The sequence below is a fragment of the Falsiroseomonas sp. CW058 genome (assembly GCF_050563535.1).
Taxonomy (GTDB): domain Bacteria; phylum Pseudomonadota; class Alphaproteobacteria; order Acetobacterales; family Acetobacteraceae; genus Falsiroseomonas.
In genome coordinates, this window is the sequence record NZ_JBNXUO010000022.1 from 1 (window position 1) to 23,361 (window position 23,361).

The following is a 23,361-nucleotide window of genomic DNA, read 5'->3' on the forward strand; positions in this document are numbered from 1 at the left end:
CAGATGTCGGCGGGGCGGCCTTCGCCCGCGGCCTCGAAGGACAGGGTGAAGACCGCCCCTTCGTCCGAATTCGCCGCCGCCACCGTCCCGCCGAAGGACCGCATCGCGGCATGGACCGCGGGCAGGCCGAGCCCGGTGCCCTGCCCCGGCGGCTTGGTGGTGAAGAAGGGCTCGAACAGGCGGTCCATCGCCGTCTCCGGGATGCCGCCGCCATTGTCGGCGACCGTCAGCAGCACCCGCCCGCCCTGCCGCCGCGCGGCGATCCGCACCTGCCCCGGAGGCGTCCCCTCGCCCCGGCGCTGCTCGATCGCGTCGCGGGCGTTCAGCAGCAGGTTGACCAGCGCCTGTTCCAGCGCCGTCAGCCGGGCCATCACGCGCGGCAGGTCGTGCGGCAGGTCGACCGTCACCGCGATGCCGGCGGCCCGCAGCGCGGCGTTGGTCAGCAGGACCGCGCCTTCCACCGCGGAGCCGGGCGGCACGGGCTCCAGCGCGCCCTCGGCCGGATGGCCGAAGGCGCGCAGGTGCTCCACGATGTCGCGCGCGCGGCGGGCCTGCTGGCTGATGCGGCCGAGCCGTTCCTGCACGTCGGGCAGCGCCGCCGGGCCGCGCCGCTGCAGCGCGCGCATGGCGTTCTCGGCGGCCAGCGACATCACCGCCAGCGGCTGGTTCAGCTCATGCGCGAGGCCCGTCGCCATCTCGCCGAGCGCGGCGAGGCGGGCATTCTCCTGCGCCCCGGCCTGGACCGTCCTCTCCTCCGAGAGGTCGGCGACGCAGCCCACCATCTCGGCCGAGCCGTCGGCGCGGGGCTCCAGCACGCGCAGGCTGTCGCGCACCCAGATCCAGCCCCCTTCCGGCCGCCGCAGCCGGAACTCCCGCCGCCCCCCGCCGGCTGCCAGCGCCTCCTCCAGGAAGGTCGCCTGGCGCGCGGCGTCCGGCGCGGCCATCAGCGGCCGCCAGTCGCCGCCCCGCAGCAGCGCCTCCGCGTCCCAGCCCAGGATCGCGGGCGCGTTGTCGCCGACATGAGCGAAGGCGAAGGTGCCGTCGCGCCGCGCCACGCCGCCATAGACCACGAAGGGCAGGGCGGCGACGCGGCGCTGCGCATCCGCCTCGGCGGCCTGCGCCAGGCGGGCCCCGGCCTCGGCGCGGTCCAGCGCGCCGCGCGCGGCGCGCAGCTCCGCCCGCGCGGACAGCAGGGCGGCCAGCAGACCGCCCGCGAGGACGGCGGCGGCGGCGGCGCCGCCGCGCAGCGCCACCGCCCCGTCCGGGCCGACCCGCGCGACCAGCGCCTCGCCCGCGGCGACCATGACGGCGGCAAGGCCGAGCGCGGCCAGCCAGCCCGGCGCGCGCGGGTGCTCACCCCCGGTCTGCATCGCCCCCGTCCGGCACCGCCGCGTCGCCCCTCACCCCATCGCCATCCCGCCGCCGATCCGCGCCGCGGCCCGGCGCGGCTGATGGCATGGAACCGGGCGGCTTGCAGTGCCCCGTGGGGGGTGGCCGGGACACGCTGTCGCGCGGCGCGTCAAGTCCTCGGGAAGCCGGTGAAGGCGTAGCCCTGGCTGCGCACCGCCGCGATCATCCGCTCGCCGCCCTCCCCCACCTTGCGACGCAGCTGCATCACCAGGTTGTCGAGCGCCCGGTCATCCGGCCGCCAGCCGCGGCGGAGCACGCGCTGGCTCAGCGTGTCGCGGTCCACCGGGCGGCCCGGCAGTTCCGCCAACAGGGCGAGCAGGTCGAACTCGGCCGCCGTCAGCGGCACCGGGGACCCGTCGGGGCGGCGCAGTTCCCGGCCGGAGCGGGAGAGGTGCCAGCCCTGGTCGGCGGAGGCGGCGGGCGGCGCCGGCAGGGGCGGCGGCACGGCGGGACGGGACAGCGCGGTGGCGCGGCGCAGATGCGCGCGGATGCGGGCCACCAGCTCCCGCCCGGAGATCGGCTTCAGCACGAAGTCGTCGGCGCCGATCTCGAGCGCGACGATGCGGTCCGTCTCCACCCGGTTGCCGGTGAGCACCACGATGGGAACCCCGGTCAGGCCCCGCAGCTCCGAGATGCGCGGCAGCGTGTCCACGCGGCCCAGCCGCTGGTCGAGCACGATGAGGTCCGGCTCCGCCGTCGCCACGGCGGACAGCGCGGCGTCCCAGCTATGCGCCTGGCGGGCGAGCAGTCCATAATCCGTCAGGGTGATCGCCATCTCCTCGGCGAGGGACTCGTCATCCTCGACGATCAGCACCTGACGCTCCGGCCCCTCGATCTCGGCCTGCCTGTGGTCAAGTGCGCTGAGCGACATCGGTGCACCCTCCTCTCGAGTGCGGCGTCATTCACGTTTCCGTGTGGTTGTAGACTTTCGTCGGTTTTCCATCCAGCGCAATCTACGCGGGTGGCATTCGGACATTTCCCGACAAAACCGGGGCGCGAGAGGGTGGCGCGGACCGCTCGCGGGGGTTGCGTCGCGCTGTGCGACCCCCTTGCCGGGCGGTGGCCCCGCAACTTCCGCAATTCCGTCGCCGCGGACGGGGCGCTAACTTGCGCGTCAGACTTCCGGGCCACCTTCCCGCCGCGCAGGGCCGCCGGTCGTGGCCGCGCCGCGTGGACAAGGACGACATGATGCCGGACGCCGGGCCGAGCCCCGCCATCGCCGACCTGCCCGCCGTGCTGGTGGTGGACGACGAACTGTGCATCGCCGAGGAGCTGGCCTTCGGGCTGGAGGAGGCGGGGATGCGGGTGACGATGGCGAGTTCCGCCGTCTCGGCCGAGGCCGCGCTGGCCGATGGCGACGGCATCGGCGTGGTCGTCACCGACATCCGCATGCCGGGCGAGGACGGCCTGTCCCTGGTGCGGCGCCTGGTGATGAACCGCCCGCCCGTCCAGGCGGTCGAGACGGTGGTGATGACCGGCCACGCCACCATCGAGGACGCGGTCGCGGCCGTCCGGGCGGGGGCCTTCGACTTCGTCCGAAAGCCCTTCGCGCTGGAGGAGATGACGGCGGTGGTCCAGCGGGCGCTGGCGCGCGCGATGGCCCGCCGGCGGGAAGCGCGGGAGGCGATCCGCATCGCCGCCGCCCGCGCCTGCCAGGATGCCGGGATGACGGTGGACCCCGTCACCGGCCTGCCCGACCGCGCCGCCTTCCTCGGCCACCTCGCCGCCGCGGGCGCCGGGCCGGACGGCCTGGCGCGGGCCGGGGTGATCGCCTTCGACATCGACCATTTCGGCGCGCTGAACGAGGCCTCCGGCAGCCATGTGGGCGATGCGGTGCTGGCGGAGGTCGGCCGGCGCCTGCGCGATGCGGCCGGCGCGGGCTGGCTGGTCGCCCGCACCGGCAGCGACGAATTCGCCGCCATCGCGGTCGAGGGCGGCGGCGCCGCGGCGCTGCTCGCCAAGGCCGAGGCGATGCGCGCCCTGCTGGAACGGCCGATCAACCTCGGCGGGGACGGCTTCCGGTTGACCGCCAGCGTCGGCGTGGCGCATGCCGCGGGGGTCGGGCGCACCGCGCTGGACGACGCCGCGGCGCTGGCGGCGAGCGCGGCGCGGCGGCAGGGCGGGGCGCGCTGCGTGATGTTCGCGCCCGCGCTCCAGGAAGCGGCGGAACGCCGGCTGGTGCTCCAGCGCGAATTGCAGCACGCGATCGAGCGGAACCAGGTGGAGCTGCACTTCCAGCCGCTGTTCCGCATCGCCGACCGGTCCCTGCTCGGCTTCGAGGCCCTGCTGCGCTGGCGCCACCCCGTGCTCGGCCCGGTGTCGCCGGGGGAATTCATCCCGATCGCCGAGGACGGGCCCGCCATCCTGGATCTCGGCGCCTGGGCGCTGGAGGGCGCGGCGCGGCAGGTGGCCGCCTGGCGCGCCGCGACCACGCGGCCGCTGCAGGTGAGCGTCAACATCTCCGGCCGGCAGATCGCCGATGCGGACGTGCCCGGCATGTTCGCCGCCGCGCTCGCCGCCCACCGCCTGCCGCACGGCGCGCTGGTCGCGGAGGTGACAGAGAGCGTCGCGCTCGGGCCCAAGGCGCCGGCCGCGGTGGCGGCGCTGCAGGCCATGGGCGTGCAGGTCGCGCTCGACGATTTCGGGGCGGGCCATTCCTCGCTCGGCGTGCTCGGCAGCCTGCGGGTGGACACCGTGAAGCTCGACCGCTCGCTCGTCGCCGGCATCGGCACCGCCCCGCGGGAGAGGCGGCTGTTCACCGGGCTGGCCGCCACCATCCACGCCCTCGGCCTGAAGGTGGTGGTGGAGGGGATCGAGGCCGAGAGCCAGCTTCGCATCGCGCGAGAGGCTGGCTGCGCGGCCGCGCAGGGCTACCTGCTGGGCCGCCCGCTGACGGCCGCGGCGGCAGGCATGCTGGTGGTCAGGCACGGCTGACCCCGCCCGCGGGGCCGGACCCCGCCCCACCGACAAAAGCTGAATAAGGCCGACAGGCCCCGCGCCGCGCGGCGGGGTAGAGCTTGCCGCAAGGGCGGAGCCGATGACCGGCATCCCCGCACCGAGCCACCGGAGGCAAGATGCATCTCCTCGTCGTGTCCGACGTCGCCGCCGCCGCCCGCGAGCTCGAAACGGGTCTCGCGCCCGCCGGCATCCAGGCCCGCTTCGTCCCCCTTGCGACCGCCGCGGAGGCGCTGCCGCCGCTGGCGGAGGCCGACCCCGACGCCGCCATCGCCATCGACTGCGCCGACCTGCGCGACGCGCTGCCGCTGCTGCGGGCGCTGCGCCGGGCCGACATGGTGCTGCCGATCGTGGTGCTGGCGCGCGGCGCCACCGCCGAGATCGAGCGGGACGTGTTCAACCTGGGCGCCGATGCGCTGGTGGCGCGCGCGAGCGCCTGCGTGACGCTGCCCGCCCGGCTGGCGGCCATCCGCCGCCGTATCCTGCGCCGCAAGGCGCCGGTGCTGCGCTGCGGCAACGTGGCGCTCGACCGTTCGGCCGGCACGCTCAGCGTGGACGGCACGGCGGTGGAGGTGACGCCCTGCGAGCTGAACGTGCTGGAGGCGCTGATGTCCGCGCAGGGCGTGACTCTCGGCAAGGACGTGCTCGGCAAGCACCTGCAGCACGACGACCCCGAACAGGGCGGCGCCATCCTGCGCGTCTTCGTCTGCCGCGTCCGCCGCAAGCTTGCGGCCCGCGGCGCGGACGACATCATCCAGACCGTCTGGGGCGTCGGCTACCGCGTGGAGCCGCCGGCCCGCCGCCCGGCCGCCGCGGCCCGCCCCGCCACGGCCGGGACCCTCCTCGCGGCCTGACCCGCGCGCCATGCGGGACGACGACGACGACGCGGAGCGCCCGGGACGCCGGAGCAACGACGTGGATTTCCGGCTCGGCGCGCGGCTGCGGCAGCTGCGCCGCCTGCGGCGGCTGTCGCAGACCGAGCTCGGCGAGCGGATCGGCGTGACCTACCAGCAGGTGCAGAAATACGAGCGCGGCCAGAACCGGCTGCCGGCGCGGCTGCTGCCGCGCCTGGTGCGCGTGCTCGGCGTCCACAGCGACCTGCTGCTGGCCGGCCTGCCCGACGGCGAGGCGGGGGAAGGCGCGGAGCCGCCGCTCCTCGACGAGGCGGAGATGGCGCAGCTGCTGTCGGCCTTCTCCACCATGCGCGGGGCGGACTCGCGGCGCCGCCTGCTGGCCATCGTGCGCGCCTTCGCCGAGGAGGCGGAGCGCACCGCGCATCCCGATCGGGCGGCGTGCGGCGTCCCTCATGCCGCTGAGCGTGGCTGGTGATCCGATGGCGGTCGGCGTTCTTCACGCCGGCCGAGCGGCCGAATGGCCGCCGCGCCAGGTGGCGCGCAGCCCAGCCGGTGGGGATGCCGGCGCCCGGCGCTTGGGGGCGCGAAAAGGCTCGACGGCGTCAGCCGTCGAGCTTCAGCACCTCCCCCGCGAGGTAGAGGCTGCCGCAGATCAGCACGCGGGCGGGCGGGCCATCCTTCGGGATCGCGGCCAGTGCGTCGCGCACCGTCCCGCCCGCGCGGGCGGCGCCGCCGCTGGCCGCGACGATCGCCTCCACCGGCATGGCGAGGTGCTGGCCCGGCTCCTGCACCGCCCACATGGTGGCGGCGTGGGGCGCGAGGGCGCCGAGGAATTCCGGCGCCTGCTTGCCGCCCTTCATGCCGACCAGCAGATGCGCCGGGCGGTCCGCGAAGGCGGTGGCCAGGTGCTCGGCCAGCACGAGGCCGGCGGGGGCGTTGTGCCCGCCATCGAGCCATAGCTCCCACCCCGGCGGCAGCATCGCCGCCAGCGCGCCGCGCAGCCGCTGCATCCGCGCCGGCCATTCCGCCGTGGCCAGCCCGCGGGCGATCGCCTCCGCGGTCAGCCAGGGCGGGTTCCAGCCGCGCAGCGCGGCGATGGCGATGCCGGCATTGTCGGCCTGGTGCGCGCCGGGCAGGGCGGGGGGCGGCAGGTCCAGCGCGCCGTCCGCGTCGCGCCAGGCGAGCGCGCCGCCGGCGCGGCGCGCCACGTCCCACCCCGCGCCCCGCGCCAGCAGCGGGGCGCCCCTTTCGCGCGCGACCCCGGCGATCGTCGCCAGCGCCTCGGGCGGCTGGAGGCCGGTGGCGCAGGGCACGCCGGGCTTGATGATGCCCGCCTTCTCGAAGGCGATCTTCGCCACCGTGTCGCCCAGGAACTCCATGTGGTCCATGCCGATGCCGGTGATGGCGGTGGCGGCCGGGCGGTCCACCACGTTGGTCGCGTCGAAGCGGCCGCCGAGCCCGACCTCCAGCACCAGCAGGTCGGCCGGGACGGTGGCGAACAGGTGGAAGGCGGCGGCGGTCGTCACCTCGAACACGGTGATCGGGGCGCCGGCATTCACGCGCTCCACATGCTCCAGCGCCCCGGTCAGCGCCTCCTCCTCCACCAGCCGCCCGGCCAGGCGGATGCGTTCGTGGAAGCGCACCAGGTGAGGCGAGGTGTAGACATGCACGCGCAGCCCCGCCGCTTCGCCGATGGCGCGCAGGAAGGCGCAAGTGGAGCCCTTGCCGTTGGTGCCGGCCACATGCACCACCGGCGGCAGCCGCCGTTCGGGATTGCCGAGCGCGTCGAGGCAGCGGCGCATCCGGCCGAGGCTGAGGTCGATCAGCTTCGGGTGCAGCCCGTGCAGCCGGTCGATGATCGCCTCGCTGCGCCCCGTCGCCCCCGGCCCCGCCGGCGCGATGGGGGCGGAGTGGGGGCCTGTCACCTGGGCTGCCTCATGCCGGCTTCGCGGCCTCGGCCGGCGGCGCGGCCGGTGGCGGGGGGGCCTCGGCCGGCACGCTCGGCAGCGGCATCGGCTCCCGCAGCAGGGAGATCAGCCGGGCCAGCGCGCCGCGCATGTCGTGGCGCTTCACCACCATGTCGAGGATGCCGTGCTCCAGCAAGTATTCGGCGCGCTGGAAGCCCTCAGGCAGCTTCTCGCGCACCGTCTGCTCGATGACGCGGGCGCCGGCGAAGCCGATCAGCGCGCCCGGCTCGGCGATCTGGATGTCGCCCAGCATGGCGAAGCTGGCGGTGACGCCGCCCGTGGTCGGGTCGCAGAGCACGACGATGAAGGGCAGGCCGGCTTCCTTCACCATGCGCGTCGCGATGACGGTGCGCGGCATCTGCATCAGGCTGACCGCGCCTTCCTGCATCCGCGCCCCGCCCGAGGCGGTGAAGACGACCAGCGGCGCATCCTGCAGCACGGCGAGCTTCGCGGCGGTGACCAGCGCCTCGCCCACGCCCGCGCCCATCGACCCGCCCATGAAGGCGAATTCGAAGGCGGCGACCACGGCCTTGCGGCCCTCGATGCTGCCCTGCGCCACCAGCACGGCGTCGTCCATCGCCGCCTTCTGCTGCGCTTCCTTCAGGCGTTCGGCGTAGCGGCGCTGGTCGCGGAAGCGCAGCGGGTCGGCGGGCGCCTTCGGCAGCTCGATCCGCGACCAGCCCTCGTCCAGCGTCGCCTTGATGCGCGCCTGGGCGGACAGGCGCATGTGGAAGCCGCAATGCGGGCAGACATGCAGGTTCCGCTCGAGGTCGCGGTGGAAGATCATCTGCTCGCAGGACGGGCATTTGTGCCAGAGATTGTCCGGCACCTCCCGGGTTCCCCCGAAGATGGCCTTCACCTTGGGCAGCGCCCAGTCCGAGATCCAGTTCATCTGTCTGTGCCCTCAGCCGCCGGGCGATTGGTCTGCATGGGGGCCGGCTTCGCAGGCCCGGGCGAAGGCGGCAGGGCCGGTGCGGCGCGGCACCGGGTCAAGCCGCGGCCTTGCGGGCGGCGCGCACCGCGCCAGCCAGGCCGCGCACCTGGTCGAGCACGGCATCCACCGTGCGCGGCGTCGCGCGGCCGCCTTCGTCCAGCGTCGCGGCCAGCGTGTCCACCAGCGCGGTGCCGACCACGGCGCCGTCGGCGGCGGCCGCGGCCTCGGCCGCCTGGGCGGGCTGGCGGATGCCGAAGCCGATCGCGACCGGCAGGTCGGTGTGGCGCTTCAGCCGCGCGATGGCGGGGGCGAGGGCGGCATAGTCGGCGCTGCGCGTGCCGGTGATGCCGGTGATCGCGACGTAGTAGATGAAGCCCGTCGTGGCGCCGAGAACGCGCGGCAGCCGCGCCTCGTCCGTCGTCGGCGCGATCAGCCGGATCAGGTCGAGGCCGCTGGCCCGCGCATGCGGCTCCACCTCGTCCGCCTCCTCGGGCGGCACGTCCACGATGATGAGGCCGTCCACCCCGGCATCGGCCGCATCGGCGCAGAACCTGGCGACGCCATGGGACAGGATCGGGTTGTAGTAGCCCATCAGCACCACCGGCGTGTCGCGCACGCTGCGGCGCAGGTCGCGCACCAGGTCCAGGATGCCCGGCAGGGTCGCGCCCGCCTTCAGCGCGCGCTGCCCCGCGCGCTGGATGGACGGGCCATCCGCCATCGGGTCGGTGAAGGGCACGCCGATCTCGATCACGTCGGCGCCGGCGTCCGGCAGGCCCTTGAGGATGGCGAGCGAGGTGTCCCGGTCCGGGTCGAAGCCCGACAGGAAGGTCACCAGCGCGCCGCGGCCTTCGGCCCTGAGTGCTGCGAAGCGGGTCGCGATGCGGCTCATGTCAGATGCTCTCGCCCAGGTGGCGCGCCACGGTGAAGATGTCCTTGTCGCCGCGGCCGCAGAGATTCATCAGCACGATCCGGTCCTGCGGCAGGGTCGGCGCCAGCTTCAGCACATGCGCCAGCGCATGCGCGGGCTCCAGCGCGGGGATGATGCCTTCCTGGCGGGAGCAGAGCTGGAAGGCGGCCAGCGCCTCGTCGTCCGTGGCGGCCACGTACTGCACGCGGCCGATCTCGTGCAGCCAGGAATGCTCCGGCCCGACGCCGGGATAGTCGAGCCCGGCGGAGATGGAATGCGCCTCCGTGATCTGGCCGTCACCGTCCTGCAGCAGGTAGGTGCGGTTGCCGTGCAGAACGCCCGGCCGCCCGCGCGACAGCGCCGCGGCGTGTTCGGGCGTGTCGAGGCCGCGCCCCGCCGCCTCCACCCCCACCATCGCGACGTCGGCGTCGTCGAGGAAGGGGAAGAACAGGCCCATGGCGTTGGACCCGCCGCCGACGGCGGCCACCAGCGTGTCCGGCAGGCGTCCCTCGGCTTCCAGCATCTGGGCGCGGGCCTCCTGGCCGATCACGCTCTGGAAGTCGCGCACCATGGCGGGATAGGGATGGGGGCCGGCCACGGTGCCGATGCAGTAGTAGGTGTCGTGGACATTCGCGACCCAGTCGCGCAGCCCTTCGTTCATTGCGTCCTTCAGCGTCGCGGCGCCGGAGGTCACGGGCCGCACCTCGGCGCCGAGCAGCTTCATGCGGAAGACGTTGGGCTGCTGCCGCTCCACGTCGGTGGCGCCCATGTAGACGATGCAGGGCAGGTCCATCAGCGCGCAGGCGGTCGCGGTGGCGACGCCGTGCTGGCCCGCCCCGGTCTCCGCGATGATGCGGGTCTTGCCCATCTTCTTCGCCAGCAGGATCTGGCCGAGCACCGCGTTGATCTTGTGCGCGCCGGTGTGGTTCAGCTCGTCGCGCTTGAAATAGACCTTCGCCCCCATCCCCGGCGCGGCATCCCGGCGCAGATGGTTCGTCAGCCTCTCCGCGTACCACAGCGGGCTCGGCCGGCCGACATAGTGCGTCAGCAGCCGCCGCCACTCCGCCTGGAAGGCGGCGTCGGTCCTGGACGCCTCGTAGGCGCGCTCGACCTCGAGGATCAGCGGCATCAGCGTCTCGGCCACGAAGCGGCCGCCGAACTCGCCGAAGCGGCCGCGGGCGTCGGGGCCCTGGCGGAGGGAGTTGGGGAGGGGCTTGTTCATCGGGGCCTCTTAGCGCAGCCGCGCCGGCAGGTCACGGCACCAGGAGCCGGAGATCGGGCCAGACCCAGGCGGTCTCGGACAGCGCATGCGCCCCGTGGTAGCCGACCTGCCGCGTCCGCGCGACCGCCCCGCTGGCGGCGTAGAAGGCGTTGGCGGGCGCGTTGCCGTCCAGCGCCCAGGCGCCCGCCGAGGGCAGCCCGGCCTCCAGCAGCCGCGCGGCGCCGCGGGCCAGCAGGGCGCGCCCGATGCCCCGGCGCTGCGCGCGCCGCAGCAGGTAGAGCCCGCTGACCTCCCCGGCCGCGCCCAGCGCCGCCTCCCGCGCCGCGCAGACGCTGGCGAAGCCGATCACCGCGCCCGCCTCCTCGGCGACGAAGGTGCCGCCGGGCAGGGGGGGGTCCGCCAGGTTGCGCGCCCAGGCGGCGCGGCGGCGGGCGGGGTCCGACATCTCGGCGAGGAGGTCGGGCGGCACCAGGCCCGGATAGGTCTCGGTCCAGGCCTCGGCGTGCATCCCGCCGATCGCCGGCGCATCGGCGCGCGTGGCGGGGCGGATGATCACGGCGCCCCGTGGGCGGCCTTCACGAAGGCGGCGATGCGGGCGGGATCCTTCACCCCCCGCGCCGCCTCGACCCCGGAGGAGACATCGACCCCCGGCGCGCCGGAGGCGGCCAGCGCCGCGGCGACGTTCCCCGGCGTCAGCCCGCCCGCCAGCAGCCAGGGCCGCGGGATGGCCCGGCCCGCGGCCAGCGTCCAGTCGAAGGGCGCGGCATTGCCGCCGGGCAGCGGCGCGCCGGGCGGCGCCTTGGCGTCCAGCAGGAAGCGGTCCACCGCCGGGGCGTAGTCCGCAAGCCGGTCCAGGTCCGCGCCCGAGGCGATGCCGAGCGCCTTCATCACCGGCCTGCCGTGCCGGGCGCGAAGCTCCGCGCAGCGCGCCGGCGTCTCCTCCCCGTGGAGTTGCAGGATGTCGAGCGGCAGGGCGGCCATGACGGCATCCACCAGCGCGTCGTCGGCATCCACGAACAGCCCGACGCGCAGCGGCCCGCCGGGATGGGCGGCCGAGAGCGCGGCCGCCCCGGCCGGGGTGACGGCGCGGGGCGAGGGGGGGAAGAAGACGAAGCCGACCATGTCGGCGCCCGCTTCCGCGGCCGCCCGCATGGCGGCGGGGTCGTTGATCCCGCAGATCTTGACGCTGGCCGGCACGGCGGCGGTCAGGCGGCCAGCGCGCCGGCGATGGCGCGCGCGGCGGCGGCGGGATCGGCGGCGCGGGTGATGGGGCGGCCGACCACCACCCAGTCGGCACCGGCCGCCGCCATCTCCTCCGGCGTCGCGGTGCGGGCCTGGTCGTCGGCGGCGCTGCCGGCGGGGCGCACGCCCGGCACCACCAGCGCCGGGCCTTCCCCCAGGGCATCGCGGATCGGCGCGACCTCCCGCGGGCTGCACACCAGCCCGTCCGCCCCGGCGCCGACGGCCAGCCGCGCCAGGCGCAGCACCTGCTGCACCGGGCCGCCGGCCACGCCCGTCTCCGCCAGGGCGGCGGCGTCGAGGCTGGTCAGCACGGTGACGGCCAGGATGCGCGGGCGCGCCGCGCCGCCCGCCTTCTCCGCCGCGTCCCGCGCGGCGGCGACCATCGCGGCCCCGCCCGCGGCATGGATGGTGATCCAGGCCGGGCCGAGCGGCGCCAGCGCGCGGACCGCGCCGGCGACCGTGTTCGGGATGTCGTGCAGCTTCACGTCGAGGAAGACGGGGCGGTGGCGCGCGATGCGGCGCACCGCCTCCCCCCCCTCGGCCGAGAACAGCTCGAGCCCGACCTTCAGCAGCCCCGCCGAAGGGGCGGCGGCGGCGGCCCAGGCTTCCGCCGTCGCCAGGTCCGGCGCGTCGAGCGCGACGCAGAGCCCGCAACGCCGCGCCATCAGCGCGGCTCCGGCGCGGGCAGCACCTGCGCGGCCGGGCGGCCAAGGTCGGCGTCGCGCCGCGCCTGCTCCTCCCGCGTCCTGTAGCCGGCGAGCTCGCCTTCCAGCAGCCGCGCCGCCTCCTCGATCCGCGCGGCGCGGCGGCGGGCCGGGATGCCGGCGGCCCAGACCAGCCCGGCGCCGAGCAGGAAGGCGACGGCGCAGAGGATCAGCACCGCGATGCCGAGCGGCGAGATCCAGGCGAGGTCGAAGGGCCAGAGCCGCAGCTCGACATCCTGCGGGTTGGACAGCGCGAACAGCGCCAGCAGGACGAGCAGCGGCAGGAACAGCAGCCAGCGCATGGGAGCCCTCTCTCGATGGCCGGCTGATTACGCCGGCGGCCGTCCCGAAGGAAGTGCGGGATGGTGGAGCCGGTTCTTCCCGCCGCGCGCGGGTCAGGCCGTGGCGCGGGCCTTGCGGGCGGGTTCCTGCAAGGGGCCGCCATTCACCCGCTCCCGCAGTTCCTTGCCCGGCTTGAAATAGGGCACGGCCTTGCCGTCCACCGGGACGGCGGTGCCGGTGCGGGGGTTGCGGCCGGTCCGCGGTTCCCGCCGCTTGGTGGAGAAGGCGCCGAAGCCGCGCAGCTCCACCCGGTCCCCGCGCGCGAGGGCGGCGATGATCTCGTCGAAGATCGTGGTCACGATCACCTCGACATCCGGCTGGCGCAGATGCGGGTTGTTCGCCGCAAGCTGGGCGATCAGCTCCGACCTGGTCATGGAACGTGCGGCGCCTTCCCTCAATGGGTGAGAGGCTGCCAAAGCGCGCGCACGCGGTCAACGACAACCCATTCATCCAGAACGCCTTTCAGCAGGGCGCCGAAGGCGGCCCCGAAGGTGCGTTCGCCGAAGGACCGGGTCTCGATCTCCCGCAGGGGAAGGCCGGCGGGCACCGCGCGTTCCGCGGCCAGCCAGGACCGCGCCTCCGCCTCGCCCCCGATCGCGTCCACCAGGCCGAGGCCCACCGCCTCCCTCCCCGTGAAGACGCGGCCGTCGGCGAGGTCGCGCACCCGCGCGGGCGGCAGGCGGCGGCCGGCGGCGACCTTGTCCACGAACTGCTCGTGCAGGTCGCGCACCACCCGCCGAAGCTCCGCCCGGCCTTCCTCGGTCATCGGCCGGAAGGGGCTGAGCGCGTCCTTGAAGGCGCCGGAGGGGATGGACTCGGCGCGCACGCCGAGCCGGGCCATGAGCTCGGAGACGTCGAAGCTCTGCAGGATGACGCCGATCGAGCCCGTCACCGTCGCCTCCCGCGCGAAGACGCGGGCGGCGGGCAGGGCGGCCATGTAGCCGGCCGAGGCGGCGGTCCCGCCCATCACCGCCACCACCGGCTTGCGTTCCGCGACGCGGGAGAGCGCGGCGTGCAGCGCCTCCCCGCCCGCGACGCTGCCGCCCGGGCTGTCGATGGCGACGATCACCGCGCGGACGGCGTCGTTGCGGCGGGCGCGGTCCAGCGCCTCGGCCAGGCGGCGGTCCTCGGCGATGAAGCCGGACACCGTCAGCCGCGCCACATGGGCGCCCCCCGCGCCGGGGATGAGGTCCGGCGCATCCCCCCGCCACAGCACGGCGCCCAGCGCCAGCCCGGCCAGCGCCAGCACCGCCGCGGCGCGCCAGAGGGAGAGGCGCCGCTTCAGGCGCCGACGGTCGAGCAGCAGGTCCGCATCGAGGGGCATGGGGCTGTATGTACGCCGCCCGGCCCCGGGGGGAAGGGCGAAGCGCGCCCGGGCCGGCGCTCGGAGACCTACGGGGAACGTCGGGCGGGTCGGCTCCGCGGGTACATTCCGCCCCTGTGACGCCTTGCAGGAACGGAAAATCCCCTGCGTGTCCCTGGCCGCCGGCATTGCCGGATGATCTCTCGGACCCCGCTTCAGAACCAAGAATGACAATGAGGACGGGTGGAAGGCGGAGCGATGTTCAGGGGATTGACGTCATCAGCGCCGGCTGGCGTAGCCACGTAGCCGGTCATAGGCAAGGCGCTGCTCCGGCCGCAGGGCATCGCGCATGGCGATGTGGCTGGCGAGGTGAACCTCCCGGAGCCTTCCGTTGAGGGCACCGAGCGAGGCGGTCAGCACCGCGAGGCGCCCCGTGTCGGCCATCCCGCCCGCGAACAGCCGGTCCAGCTCCTCCTCGAGGGCGACGATCCGGGCACCGATGGCCCGTGCCTCGTCCAGCATGCGGCTCCGTAGGCTCTCTGCCGTCGCCCGCTGTGCGGCGGACAGGCCAAGGGCGTCTGCGTGCTCCAGCACATGCATCGGCCCGGGGTAGCCGTTCAACTCGGCCGCCAGCGCGAGTGCCATGCCCCTGCCCGCGAGGAGCCCCGCTGCGTCCTCCTCGGACAGCGCCTTGATCCGGCGCCCTTCCAGTCCGGCATAAGGCGGCACGGGATGGGCCGCAGGCGGCGCATGACCCCCTGATGCACCGGGGTGGGGGCCGCCGTGGTGTCGTGCATGCTGCGCGACGGCGGGTAGGGCAAGGAGGAAGACCAGGGCGGCGCTCGGGAGGGCTATTGATCTATTCATGATCGGACGGGTAGCCGGGACCGAGATCTCGTCACTATGATCGCGGTCATATGGAAGCCGAGTTTCTCCGGGCCCTCCCTGCCGGCCGTGATCGCCGCCTGGCGCGTGGCGAGGCGCTGTTCCGATCGGGCGATCCCACCATCGGCCTTGTCCTCGTGCGGGAGGGGCTGCTGGAACTCGTCCGCACCTCACCGGAGGGGCGCCGCCTCATTCTCCATCGGGCCGGGCCGGGCGGCACCTTCGCCGAGGCAAGCCTGTTCGAGAGCCGCCACCACTGCGACGGCGTCGCCGCTGCGCCCAGCCGCGTCACGATCCACGCCGCGGCCGAGCTGCACCGCGCGGCAGAAGCGGACCCGGGCCTCGGGTGGCGCATCGCCGCGCATCTCGCAGGCCTCCTCGTCGCCGAGAGGGCGCGGGCCGAGCGCCTTGCCCTGTCACACGCCGCCGACCGGCTGCTCGACGTGCTCCATGGCCTCACACCCGGGCCCGATGGCGCCCGCCGCCTCGGGCGCTCCTGGAAAACGCTCGCCGCCGAGCTCGGCCTGTCTCACGAGGCAACCTATCGGGCCCTTGCCCGGCTGGAACGCAAGGGCCTGCTTCGGCGCGAAGGCGACGGTCGCGTGTGGCTCTCGACCGCCGCTGCAACGTAGGCCCAGCCAGGCCATCGGCCATGTCGGCGTGCCATGCGGCCGCCCCATCCCCATCCTGAAGCGGTCCCTCAGGCTTCCTTGTAGCGGTAGCCGAGGCCGTACAGCGTCTCGATCATCGAGAAGTCGGGGTCCACCGCGCGGAACTTCTTGCGCACGCGCTTGACGTGGCTGTCGATGGTGCGGTCGTCCACGTAGATGTTCTCGCCATAGGCGCCGTCGATCAGCTGGTCGCGGTTCTTCACCATGCCGGGCCGTACCGCCAGCGCCTTTACCAGCAGGAATTCGGTGACGGTCAGCTGCACCTGCTGGCCCTTCCAGCTGCAGGTGTGCTTCGTCTCGTCGAGCACCAGGTCGCCGCGGGCGATGATGCCGCCCGAGGGAGTGCCGCTGCCCTCGGCCCGCCCGGCCTCGTTCCGGCGCAGCAGGGCGCGGATGCGCTCCAGCAGGAGGCGCTGGCTGAAGGGCTTGGTGATGTAGTCGTCGGCGCCGAGCCGCAGGCCCATCAGCTCGTCCAGCTCGTCATCCTTGCTGGTCAGGAAGATCACCGGCAGGGCGCTGCGCTGCCGCAGGCGCTGCAGCAGCTCCATCCCGTCCATGCGCGGCATCTTGATGTCGAGCACCGCGAGGTCCGCGGGGCGGGCGAGCAGGCCCTGGAGCGCGCTTTCCCCGTCCGTGTAGGTGCGGACCTGGAAGCCCTCCTGCTCCAGCGTCATGGAGACGGAGGTCAGGATGTTGCGGTCGTCGTCCACCAGGGCGATGGTGTGCGGCACGGAAGGGCTCCTCATGGCGCGCGGCGTCGCGCCCTGGTTGACACCCTGCCGGCGAATTGTGGCGAAGGCAGGTCGGGGCGCGGGCAGGATATGGCGACGGCAGGGCTCGGCTTCGAGGCGCGGCGGCTGATCCGGGGCGCGGCCTCCGCGACACTCGCCACCAGCGCGGATGGGCAGCCCTTCGCCAGCCTGGTGACGCCCGCGACGGCGGGGGACCTGACGCCGCTGCTGTTCCTGTCCACCCTGTCGGAACACACCCGCCACCTGAAGGCCGAGCCGCGCTGCGCCCTGCTGGTGGCCGGCGCGGCGGAGACGGCGAACCCCCAGACCGCCCCGCGCGTGACCCTGACCGGGCTTGCCGAGCCGGTGGCGGAAGCGGAGGTCGTGGCGCTCAAGGCGCGCTGGCTGGCCCGCCACCCCTATGCCGCGCTCTATGCCGACTTCGCCGATTTCGCGCTGTGGCGCATCCGGCCCGGCGGGGCGCTGCTGGTGGGCGGCTTCGCCCGCGCGACGCGGCTGCGCCTGGCCGACCTGCTGCCCGACCCCGCCGCTGTCGCCGCCCTGGCCGCCGCCGAGTCGGAGATCCTGGCGCATGTGAATGCCGACCACCCCGATGCGGTGGCCGCCATCGCGCAGGGGTTGCTCGGCGGCGGGGCGGGGGCTTGGCGGATGGTCGCGGTCGATCCGGATGGCTGCGACCTGGCGCTGGGCGACGCCGTGCTTCGCCTGCCCTGGGCGGCGCCGGTCGCCGATGCCGATGGCGTGCGCGCGGGCCTCATCCGCGCCGCGAGAGAAGGGCGGGCGGCGCTCCACAAGGGGTTGTCACCGCAGTAACCGGTTGGTTCGGCTTGTTGGGTCAGCTTACCCGCCCTAATTTCGCCTCCCTCGCCGCCCAGATGAGGGCGACGTTGCGTGCCGCGCCGACCCGATCCCCCCGGCCGGACACGCTCAACTGGAGGTAGTCCATGACGTCCGCAGCATCCGCCCTCGTGGGAACCGGCGTATCCGGTCCCGCGGAGATCCATGCCAACCTCACGGCCGCCGGGCTCTACGCCCATGCGCTGCGCCGGGGCGAGGGCCGGCTCTCGGCGGATGGTGCCTTCATGGCGGTGACCGGCCAGCACACCGGCCGCTCCGTCCAGGACAAGTTCGTGGTGGACGACCCCGAGGTGCATGACGCCATCTGGTGGGGCAAGATCAACCAGCCCCTGCCGCCGGCGAAGTTCGCGGTGCTGACGGGGAAGGTCCGCGCCTTCCTCGGCCAGAAGCCGGAGCTGTTCACCCAGGATCTCTATGCCGGCGCCGATCCCGCGCACCGCATCCGGGTGCGGCTGGTCACCACCAATGCCTGGCACGCGCTGTTCGCGCGCAACATGTTCATCCGCCCGCCCCAGGCCGAGCTGGAGGGCTTCAAGCCCGACTTCACCATCCTGCACGCGCCGGAATACGACGCCGACCCGGCCGAGATCGGCTGCCGCACCTCCACCGTGATCGCGCTGAGCTTCGCCGCCCGCACCATCTGCATCGCCGGCACGAGCTATGCGGGGGAGATCAAGAAGTCGATCTTCACCGTGATGAACTGGCTGCTGCCGGAACGCGGCGTGCTGCCGATGCATTGCTCCGCCAATCTCGGCCGCGGCGGCGACACCGCGCTGTTCTTCGGCCTGTCCGGCACCGGCAAGACCACGCTGAGCAGCGACCCCGAGCGCAGCCTGATCGGCGACGACGAGCATGGTTGGTCGGACACCGGCGTCTTCAACTTCGAAGGCGGCTGCTACGCCAAGGTCATCAAGCTGTCGAAGGAGGCCGAGCCGCAGATCTGGGACGCCTCCCACCGCTTCGGCGCGGTGCTGGAGAACGTCATCGCCGATGAGCGCGGGGTGCTCGACCTCGACGACAACAAGCTGACCGAGAACACGCGGTCCTGCTACCCGATCGAGTTCATCCCGAACACCGTGCCGGGCGGGCAGGCTGGCAAGCCGAAGAACGTGGTGATGCTGACGGCGGACGCCTTCGGCGTGCTGCCGCCCATCGCCAAGCTGTCGGCCGCGCAGGCGATGTACCACTTCCTGTCCGGCTACACCGCGCGCGTGGCCGGCACCGAGAAGGGGCTGGGCAAGGAACCGCAGGCCACCTTCTCCACCTGCTTCGGCGCCCCCTTCCTGCCCCGCCACCCGGAGGTGTACGGCCGCATGCTGGCCGAGCGCATCGCGCGGGACGGCGCCGAGGTGTGGCTGGTCAACACCGGCTGGACCGGCGGCGCCTATGGCACGGGCCAGCGCATGTCGATCCAGCACACCCGCGCCCTGCTGCGCGCCGCGCTCGACGGGTCGCTCGCGAAGGTGGAATTCCAGCGCGACCCGTTCTTCGGGCTGATGATCCCGAAGGCGGTGCCGGGCATCCCCTCCAGCGTGCTGAACCCGCGGGAAGGCTGGGCGGACAAGGACGCCTATGACCGGCAGGCGAAGCACCTCGTCTCCCTGTTCGAGAAGAACTTCGAAACCTTCGCCGGCGCGGTGAGCGAGGACGTGAAGGCGGCGGCGATCCGCGCCGCGGCCTGAGGCGGCGCGCGCCCTCCCCCGCATCGGCGGGGGAGGGTGGCGGCCGGCCTTGGTGCGCAACGGTCTGGCGCAGCCCGGTGCCGCTTCCTATCTTCCCCGCATGAGCGACCCGCGCCGCGACCCCAGCCTGGAGATGCCGCGGCCGATCCGCGGCGAGATCGGCGGGGTCCGGGCGGATCTGGCCGGGGCGCATCGCGCCGGCCCGATCGCAACCTGATGCCGCTCGACGACAACGCCCCGCGCCGCCGGCCCGAACGGCCGGAAGCCGTGCGCAACGTGCTGGGCTCCGCGCTGCTGCCCTGTTCGGTGGCGCCGGTCACCGGCTTCTTCCGCGACGGATGCTGCAACACCGGCCCGATGGACCGCGGCCTGCATGTGGTCTGCGCCGAGGTGACGGCCGCCTTCCTCGCCTTCTCCGCCGCGCGCGGGAACGACCTGTCCACGCCCCGGCCCGAATACGGCTTCGCCGGCCTGAAGCCCGGCGACCGCTGGTGCCTCTGCGCGGCCCGGTGGGAGGAGGCGCGGCTGGCCGGCGTGGCGCCCCCCGTGCTGCTGGAAGCGACGCATGAGGCGGCGCTGGCGGTGGTGGACCTGTCCCACCTGCGCGCGCACGCGGTCTGACCGCGGGCCGGATGTGCCGGCCCGTGCGGCGGGCGGCGCGTCCTACCTCCCCCGCCGCTCCTGCGCCGCGGCGGCCAGCGCGGTGATCGCCATGAAGCCCGCGCTGACCAGGAAGACCGAAACCGGGTGGCCCGCATCCATCAGCCAGCCGAACAGCGGGGGCGACACCATGCCGCCGATGTTGAAGCCGGTGGAGACGATGCCGAACACCGCCCCCGCCTGGCCCGGCGGTGCCGCGGCGCGCACCATCATGTCTCGCGACGGCATGCAGAGGCCGGACAGCACGCCCGCCCCGCCGAGCATCACCACCGTCAGCGCCGCCGGCATCGGCACCAGCCCGACGCAGGCCACCAGCAGCGCCGCCCCCGCGAAGCCGCCCGAGGCCAGCAGCCCGTGCCGCCTGACGCGGTCCGCGAGCCCGCCGCCGAGCAGCACGCCGCCCGCCGAGCCCGCCAGGAACGCGGTCAGCCCCGCGCTCGCCAGCCCGATCGGCACGCCGAGACCGGCGACCAGCGCCGCGACCGCGAAGCCGTTGAGCCCGCCGACGCCGAGCGCGATCAGCACGAAGAAGCCCGTCAGCTCGATCACCGTCGGGCTCAGCACCCGCGCGGGCTTCGCCCCCGCCACCGGCTTCGGCTTCGCGATCGCCTCGTCCCGCGGGCAGAAGGCCCAGACCAGCGCGGCCGCGACCCAGGCGAGCGCGCCGGCGACGAAGACCGCCCCCGCCACGCCGAGCAGCGCCGCGAGCCCGAGCATCAGCGCCGGCGCCACCGCGCCCCCCGCATAGCCCGCGAAGGTGTGCAGCGAGAAGGCGCGGCCCATCCGCGCCTGGCCGATGCCGCCGTTCAGGATGGCGTAGTCCGACGGGTGGTAGACCGCATTCGCCAGCCCCGCGATGGCGCCCGCTAGCAGCAGCCACATGTAGCCGCCGAACACGGCGAAGGCCGCATAGGCGATGCCGCCCAGCACCAGCCCCGCCGTCAGCACGCGGCGCGGGCCGATGCGGTCCACCAGGAAGCCCACCGGCGCCTGGGTCAGCGCCGAGACGACGCTGAACACCGTGATCGCCAGGCCGAGCTCCACGAAGCCGACGCCGAGCTGGTCCCGCAGCAGCGGGAACAGCGGCGGGAAGACCAGCATGTGCAGGTGGCTCGTCGCATGCGCCAGGCCGATGGCGCCCAGCGTGCGCCGTTCGGTCGCCGTCCAGGACGGGACGGCTGCCGCCCCCGTGGCCGTGCTCAATGCGCTTCCGCCCAGCTATGGCCGTGCCCGACCTCGACCGCGAGGGGCACCGACAGCTCCGCCACGTTCTCCATCACGTCCTTCACCAGCGCGGCGGTGGCGTCCCGCTCGGCCTCCGGCAGTTCGAAGACCAGCTCGTCATGCACCTGCAGCAGCATCCGCGCGCCGAGGCCGGCGTCGCGCAGCGCCTTCGGCAGCCGCACCATGGCGCGCTTGATCACCTCCGCCGCGCCGCCCTGGAAGGGGGCGTTGATCGCCGCGCGTTCCGCCCCCGCGCGGCGGGCGGGATCCTTCGCGCCGATCTCGGCGATCCAGAGCCGGCGGCCGAAGGGGGTCTCGACATAGCCGCGGGTGCGGGCATCCTCCTTGAAGCGCTCCATGCAGTCGCGGATGCCGGGATACTGCGCGAAATAGGCATCGATGATGCCCCGCGCCTCGCCTGGGCCGATGCCGAGCCGGGCGGCGAGGCCGAAGGCGGACATGCCGTAGATGATGCCGAAATTGATGGTCTTGGCCCGCCGCCGCGCTTCCCGGTCCACCGCCGCGGGGTCGAGGCGGAAGATGTCGGCCGCGGTGCGGCTGTGGATGTCCTCGCCCTTGGCGAAGGCGTCCTTCAGGCTCGGCACGTCGGCGACATGGGCGAGTATCCGCAGCTCGATCTGGCTGTAGTCGGCGGAGATCAGGATGTTGCCCGGCTCCGCCACGAAGGCGCGGCGGATGCGCGCGCCTTCCTCGGTGCGGACCGGGATGTTCTGCAGGTTGGGCTCGGTGGAGGAGAGGCGGCCGGTGGAGGTGACGGCCATCGCGAAGTCGGTGTGCACGCGCCCCCGCGCATCCGCCTTCTGCGCCAGCGCGTCCACATAGGTGGATTTCAGCTTCTGGATCTGCCGGTGCTGGATGGCGCAGCGCGCGATCTCCACGCCCTTGGCGGCCAGTTCCTCCAGCACCGTCGCATCCGTGCCCCAGGCGCCGGTCAGCTTGCTGCGCTTGCCGCCGGGCAGCTTCATCTCGTCGAACAGGATCTCGCCGAGCTGCTTGGGAGAGCCCACGTTGAAAGGGCGGCCCGCCAGTTCGTGCAGGCGCTTCTCGTATTCGGCGAGCTTCGCCGTGAAATCCTCCCCTATGCGGGCAAGCTCGGCGGCGTCCACCTTGATGCCGGCGATCTCCATGTCCCGCAGCACGCCGACCATCCGGCGCTCCACCTGTTCGTAGAGCGCAAGCGCCTTCCGCGCCCGCAGCTCCGGCTTCAGCTTCAGCCAGAAGCGCAGCGTGACATCCGCATCCTCCGCCGCATAGGCCGTGGCCTTGTCGAGCGGGACGAGGCTGAAGGGGATGCGCGCGCGGCCGGTGCCGGTGACGCTGTCGTAGCTGACCGGCGCGTGGCCGAGATGCTTGAGCGACAGCTCGTCCATGCCATGCCCGTGCCGCCCGGCATCCATGGCGTAGGAGATCAGCATCGTGTCGTCCACCGGCCCGACGGCGATGCCGCCGTTCTCCGCCCGGCAGAGCACTTCGAGGTCGTATTTGGCGTTGTGCAGCACCTTCAGCACGGAAGGCGATTCCAGCATCGGCTTCAGCGCGGCCAGCGCGGCCTCGGGCGCGATCTGCTCGGGCGTGGCGCTGCCCATCAGGTCGCCGCTGCCCTGGTGGCGCAGCGGCACGTAGCAGGCGCGGCCCGGCGCGGTGGCGATGGACAGGCCGACGAGATTGGCCTTCAGCGCGTCGAGGCTGTCCGTCTCCGTGTCGAAGCCGATCACGCCCGCCGCCTCGGCCTCCGCGATCCAGGCGCGCAGCGCATCGGGCGTCGTCACCGTCTCGTAGGGGCCGAAGGGGGCGTCCTGCGGCGCGGGGGCGACCGGCACCAGCTCGGGCGCGGCGGCGGGGCGGTTGCCGCGCGCGGTCGCCGCGCCTTCCCCGAAGCCGAGCCGGGCGAGCAGGCTGCGGAAGCCGTTCTCGCGCAGGAAGGCCTCCAGCGTCGCGGGCTGGGGCGGCTTCGCCTCAAGCGCCTCGATCGGGACGGGCAGCGGCGCATCGGCGTCGAGCGTGACGAGCCGCCGGCTGATCCGCGCCTTCTCGGCATTCTGTTCCAGCGCCTCGCGCCGCTTGGGCTGCCGGATCTTCGCCGTGCTGGCCAGCAGCGTCTCGAGGTCGCCGTATTCGGCGATGAGCTGCGCCGCGGTCTTGATGCCGATGCCGGGCACGCCCGGGACGTTGTCGGTGGAATCGCCGGCCAGGGCCTGCACCTCCACCACCTTGCCGGGGGGGACGCCGAACTTCTCCAGCACCTCCGGCTCCCGGATGGGCTTCTGCTTGATCGGGTCCAGCATCTCCACCGCCGGGCCGATCAGCTGCATCAGGTCCTTGTCGGAGGAGACGATGGACACGGTGCCGCCGGTGGCCGCGAAGGCCTTGGCATAGGCGGCGATCATGTCGTCCGCCTCGTAGCCCTGCTGTTCCACCTTGCAGACGCCGAGAGCCTCGGTCGCGTCGCGCACCAGGCGGAACTGCGGCACCAGCTCGGGCGGCGGTTCGGGCCGGTGGGCCTTGTACTCGGGATACAGCTCGTTGCGGAAGGTCGTGCGGCTGGAATCGAAGACCACCGCGATGTGGCTCGCCGCATGCCGCGCCAGGAACTGCGACAGCATCTGGGTGAAGCCGAAGACGGCGTTCACATGCACCCCGTCCGGCCGCGTCATCGGCGGCAGGGCGTGGAAGGCGCGGAAGATGTAGCCCGACCCGTCCACCAGGATGAGCCTGCGCTCCCCCGGCGCGACCGGCTGGATGCCGTTGCCTTCCGTGCCGCTCACCGC

23 protein-coding genes are annotated in these 23,361 nt (G+C 74.0%); 7 read left to right on the plus strand and 16 right to left on the minus strand.

All coding sequences use genetic code 11. From position 1 onward, the window contains the following. Positions 1-1,370: sensor histidine kinase (locus ACK8OX_RS17065; protein WP_430665427.1), on the minus strand; the 1,370-nt coding region annotated here is incomplete at its 3' end. A gap of 149 nt (positions 1,371-1,519) precedes the next feature. Further along, a complete protein-coding gene (locus ACK8OX_RS17070; RefSeq protein WP_430665428.1) occupies positions 1,520-2,281 on the minus strand; it encodes a response regulator transcription factor in 762 nt (253 codons plus the stop codon). A gap of 299 nt (positions 2,282-2,580) precedes the next feature. On the opposite strand from ACK8OX_RS17070, the gene ACK8OX_RS17075 reads away from it, so the two are divergent. The 3 genes from ACK8OX_RS17075 (at position 2,581) to ACK8OX_RS17085 (ending at position 5,694) form a co-directional block, all read left to right on the plus strand. Next, on the plus strand, positions 2,581-4,344 hold the full coding sequence (locus tag ACK8OX_RS17075) for an EAL domain-containing protein (RefSeq protein ID WP_430665429.1): 1,764 nt from the start codon (positions 2,581-2,583) through the stop codon (positions 4,342-4,344). A 140-nt stretch (positions 4,345-4,484) separates the two neighbouring features. Beyond that, positions 4,485-5,219, plus strand: coding sequence for a winged helix-turn-helix transcriptional regulator (locus ACK8OX_RS17080; protein ID WP_430665430.1), 735 nt, complete (start codon positions 4,485-4,487; stop codon positions 5,217-5,219). Positions 5,220-5,229: 10 nt separating this feature from the next. After that, the gene (locus tag ACK8OX_RS17085) at positions 5,230-5,694 is read left to right on the plus strand and encodes a helix-turn-helix domain-containing protein (RefSeq protein WP_430665431.1); all 465 of its coding nucleotides are present in this window, start codon (positions 5,230-5,232) and stop codon (positions 5,692-5,694) included. A 127-nt stretch (positions 5,695-5,821) separates the two neighbouring features. Here ACK8OX_RS17085 and ACK8OX_RS17090 read toward each other — a convergent pair whose 3' ends face one another. From ACK8OX_RS17090 to ACK8OX_RS17140, 11 genes are all read right to left on the minus strand, one after another. Further along, complete coding sequence (locus ACK8OX_RS17090) at positions 5,822-7,144, minus strand: bifunctional folylpolyglutamate synthase/dihydrofolate synthase (RefSeq protein WP_430665432.1); 1,323 nt, start codon at positions 7,142-7,144, stop codon at positions 5,822-5,824. Positions 7,145-7,154: 10 nt separating this feature from the next. After that, the gene (accD, locus tag ACK8OX_RS17095; RefSeq protein WP_430665433.1) at positions 7,155-8,078 is read right to left on the minus strand and encodes an acetyl-CoA carboxylase, carboxyltransferase subunit beta; all 924 of its coding nucleotides are present in this window, start codon (positions 8,076-8,078) and stop codon (positions 7,155-7,157) included. Between the two features lie 97 nt (positions 8,079-8,175). Next, positions 8,176-9,009, minus strand: a complete 834-nt coding sequence (trpA, locus tag ACK8OX_RS17100; RefSeq protein ID WP_430665434.1) for a tryptophan synthase subunit alpha — start codon at positions 9,007-9,009, stop codon at positions 8,176-8,178. A 1-nt stretch (position 9,010) separates the two neighbouring features. After that, positions 9,011-10,249: a tryptophan synthase subunit beta gene (trpB, locus tag ACK8OX_RS17105; RefSeq protein ID WP_430665435.1), complete on the minus strand. Its 1,239-nt coding sequence runs from the start codon at positions 10,247-10,249 to the stop codon at positions 9,011-9,013. 31 nt (positions 10,250-10,280) lie between these two features. Beyond that, positions 10,281-10,805, minus strand: a complete 525-nt coding sequence (locus ACK8OX_RS17110; RefSeq protein ID WP_430665436.1) for an N-acetyltransferase family protein — start codon at positions 10,803-10,805, stop codon at positions 10,281-10,283. Next, complete coding sequence (locus ACK8OX_RS17115) at positions 10,802-11,446, minus strand: phosphoribosylanthranilate isomerase (RefSeq protein ID WP_430665437.1); 645 nt, start codon at positions 11,444-11,446, stop codon at positions 10,802-10,804. Before ACK8OX_RS17115 ends, ACK8OX_RS17110 begins: the two co-directional genes overlap by 4 nt. A gap of 8 nt (positions 11,447-11,454) precedes the next feature. Continuing rightward, a complete protein-coding gene (pyrF, locus tag ACK8OX_RS17120) occupies positions 11,455-12,156 on the minus strand; it encodes an orotidine-5'-phosphate decarboxylase (protein ID WP_430665438.1) in 702 nt (233 codons plus the stop codon). After that, a complete protein-coding gene (locus ACK8OX_RS17125; RefSeq protein ID WP_430665439.1) occupies positions 12,156-12,497 on the minus strand; it encodes a LapA family protein in 342 nt (113 codons plus the stop codon). Before ACK8OX_RS17125 ends, pyrF begins: the two co-directional genes overlap by 1 nt. Before the next feature lie 93 nt (positions 12,498-12,590). Then, on the minus strand, positions 12,591-12,911 hold the full coding sequence (gene ihfB / locus ACK8OX_RS17130) for an integration host factor subunit beta (RefSeq protein WP_430665440.1): 321 nt from the start codon (positions 12,909-12,911) through the stop codon (positions 12,591-12,593). A 20-nt stretch (positions 12,912-12,931) separates the two neighbouring features. After that, complete coding sequence (sppA, locus tag ACK8OX_RS17135) at positions 12,932-13,861, minus strand: signal peptide peptidase SppA (protein ID WP_430665441.1); 930 nt, start codon at positions 13,859-13,861, stop codon at positions 12,932-12,934. A 258-nt stretch (positions 13,862-14,119) separates the two neighbouring features. Further along, positions 14,120-14,569 carry a Spy/CpxP family protein refolding chaperone gene (locus tag ACK8OX_RS17140; protein WP_430665442.1) on the minus strand — a complete coding sequence of 150 codons (450 nt, stop codon included), beginning with the start codon at positions 14,567-14,569 and terminating at the stop codon, positions 14,120-14,122. 188 nt (positions 14,570-14,757) lie between these two features. Here ACK8OX_RS17140 and ACK8OX_RS17145 point away from each other — a divergent pair, with 188 nt between their 5' ends. Beyond that, positions 14,758-15,357 (plus strand): Crp/Fnr family transcriptional regulator, encoded by a 600-nt coding sequence (locus tag ACK8OX_RS17145; RefSeq protein ID WP_430665443.1) that lies wholly within the window; start codon positions 14,758-14,760, stop codon positions 15,355-15,357. 68 nt (positions 15,358-15,425) lie between these two features. Here the strand turns inward: ACK8OX_RS17145 and ACK8OX_RS17150 are convergent, their stop codons facing one another. Beyond that, on the minus strand, positions 15,426-16,127 hold the full coding sequence (locus ACK8OX_RS17150; protein ID WP_430665444.1) for a response regulator transcription factor: 702 nt from the start codon (positions 16,125-16,127) through the stop codon (positions 15,426-15,428). A gap of 90 nt (positions 16,128-16,217) precedes the next feature. Here ACK8OX_RS17150 and ACK8OX_RS17155 point away from each other — a divergent pair, with 90 nt between their 5' ends. The 3 genes from ACK8OX_RS17155 to ACK8OX_RS17165 all read left to right on the plus strand — a co-directional run bounded on the left by ACK8OX_RS17155 (position 16,218) and on the right by ACK8OX_RS17165 (position 19,309). Next, entirely contained in the window at positions 16,218-16,961 is a 744-nt protein-coding gene (locus ACK8OX_RS17155; RefSeq protein ID WP_430665445.1) for a HugZ family protein, read from the plus strand. A gap of 131 nt (positions 16,962-17,092) precedes the next feature. Further along, positions 17,093-18,688 (plus strand): phosphoenolpyruvate carboxykinase, encoded by a 1,596-nt coding sequence (locus tag ACK8OX_RS17160; protein WP_430665446.1) that lies wholly within the window; start codon positions 17,093-17,095, stop codon positions 18,686-18,688. Positions 18,689-18,904: 216 nt separating this feature from the next. After that, on the plus strand, positions 18,905-19,309 hold the full coding sequence (locus ACK8OX_RS17165) for a DUF2237 family protein (RefSeq protein WP_430665447.1): 405 nt from the start codon (positions 18,905-18,907) through the stop codon (positions 19,307-19,309). A 42-nt stretch (positions 19,310-19,351) separates the two neighbouring features. Here the strand turns inward: ACK8OX_RS17165 and ACK8OX_RS17170 are convergent, their stop codons facing one another. Together ACK8OX_RS17170 and polA are read right to left on the minus strand one after the other, a co-directional pair. Then, a complete protein-coding gene (locus ACK8OX_RS17170) occupies positions 19,352-20,551 on the minus strand; it encodes an MFS transporter (RefSeq protein WP_430665448.1) in 1,200 nt (399 codons plus the stop codon). Beyond that, complete coding sequence (gene polA, locus ACK8OX_RS17175; RefSeq protein ID WP_430665449.1) at positions 20,548-23,358, minus strand: DNA polymerase I; 2,811 nt, start codon at positions 23,356-23,358, stop codon at positions 20,548-20,550. The genes ACK8OX_RS17170 and polA overlap by 4 nt, the downstream gene beginning before the upstream one ends. Between the last annotated feature and the right edge of the window lie 3 nt (positions 23,359-23,361).

Coding starts and splice junctions, on each gene's coding strand:
- trpB (WP_430665435.1), bottom strand. CDS start 10,249: ATGAACAAGCCCCTCCCCAACTCCCTCCGCCAGGGCCCCGACGCCCGC.
- ACK8OX_RS17080 (WP_430665430.1), top strand. CDS start 4,485: ATGCATCTCCTCGTCGTGTCCGACGTCGCCGCCGCCGCCCGCGAGCTC.
- sppA (WP_430665441.1), bottom strand. CDS start 13,861: ATGCCCCTCGATGCGGACCTGCTGCTCGACCGTCGGCGCCTGAAGCGG.
- pyrF (WP_430665438.1), bottom strand. CDS start 12,156: ATGGCGCGGCGTTGCGGGCTCTGCGTCGCGCTCGACGCGCCGGACCTG.
- accD (WP_430665433.1), bottom strand. CDS start 8,078: ATGAACTGGATCTCGGACTGGGCGCTGCCCAAGGTGAAGGCCATCTTC.
- ACK8OX_RS17070 (WP_430665428.1), bottom strand. CDS start 2,281: ATGTCGCTCAGCGCACTTGACCACAGGCAGGCCGAGATCGAGGGGCCG.
- ACK8OX_RS17145 (WP_430665443.1), top strand. CDS start 14,758: ATGGAAGCCGAGTTTCTCCGGGCCCTCCCTGCCGGCCGTGATCGCCGC.
- ACK8OX_RS17155 (WP_430665445.1), top strand. CDS start 16,218: ATGGCGACGGCAGGGCTCGGCTTCGAGGCGCGGCGGCTGATCCGGGGC.
- trpA (WP_430665434.1), bottom strand. CDS start 9,009: ATGAGCCGCATCGCGACCCGCTTCGCAGCACTCAGGGCCGAAGGCCGC.
- ACK8OX_RS17165 (WP_430665447.1), top strand. CDS start 18,905: ATGCCGCTCGACGACAACGCCCCGCGCCGCCGGCCCGAACGGCCGGAA.
- ACK8OX_RS17085 (WP_430665431.1), top strand. CDS start 5,230: ATGCGGGACGACGACGACGACGCGGAGCGCCCGGGACGCCGGAGCAAC.
- ACK8OX_RS17160 (WP_430665446.1), top strand. CDS start 17,093: ATGACGTCCGCAGCATCCGCCCTCGTGGGAACCGGCGTATCCGGTCCC.
- ACK8OX_RS17125 (WP_430665439.1), bottom strand. CDS start 12,497: ATGCGCTGGCTGCTGTTCCTGCCGCTGCTCGTCCTGCTGGCGCTGTTC.
- ihfB (WP_430665440.1), bottom strand. CDS start 12,911: ATGACCAGGTCGGAGCTGATCGCCCAGCTTGCGGCGAACAACCCGCAT.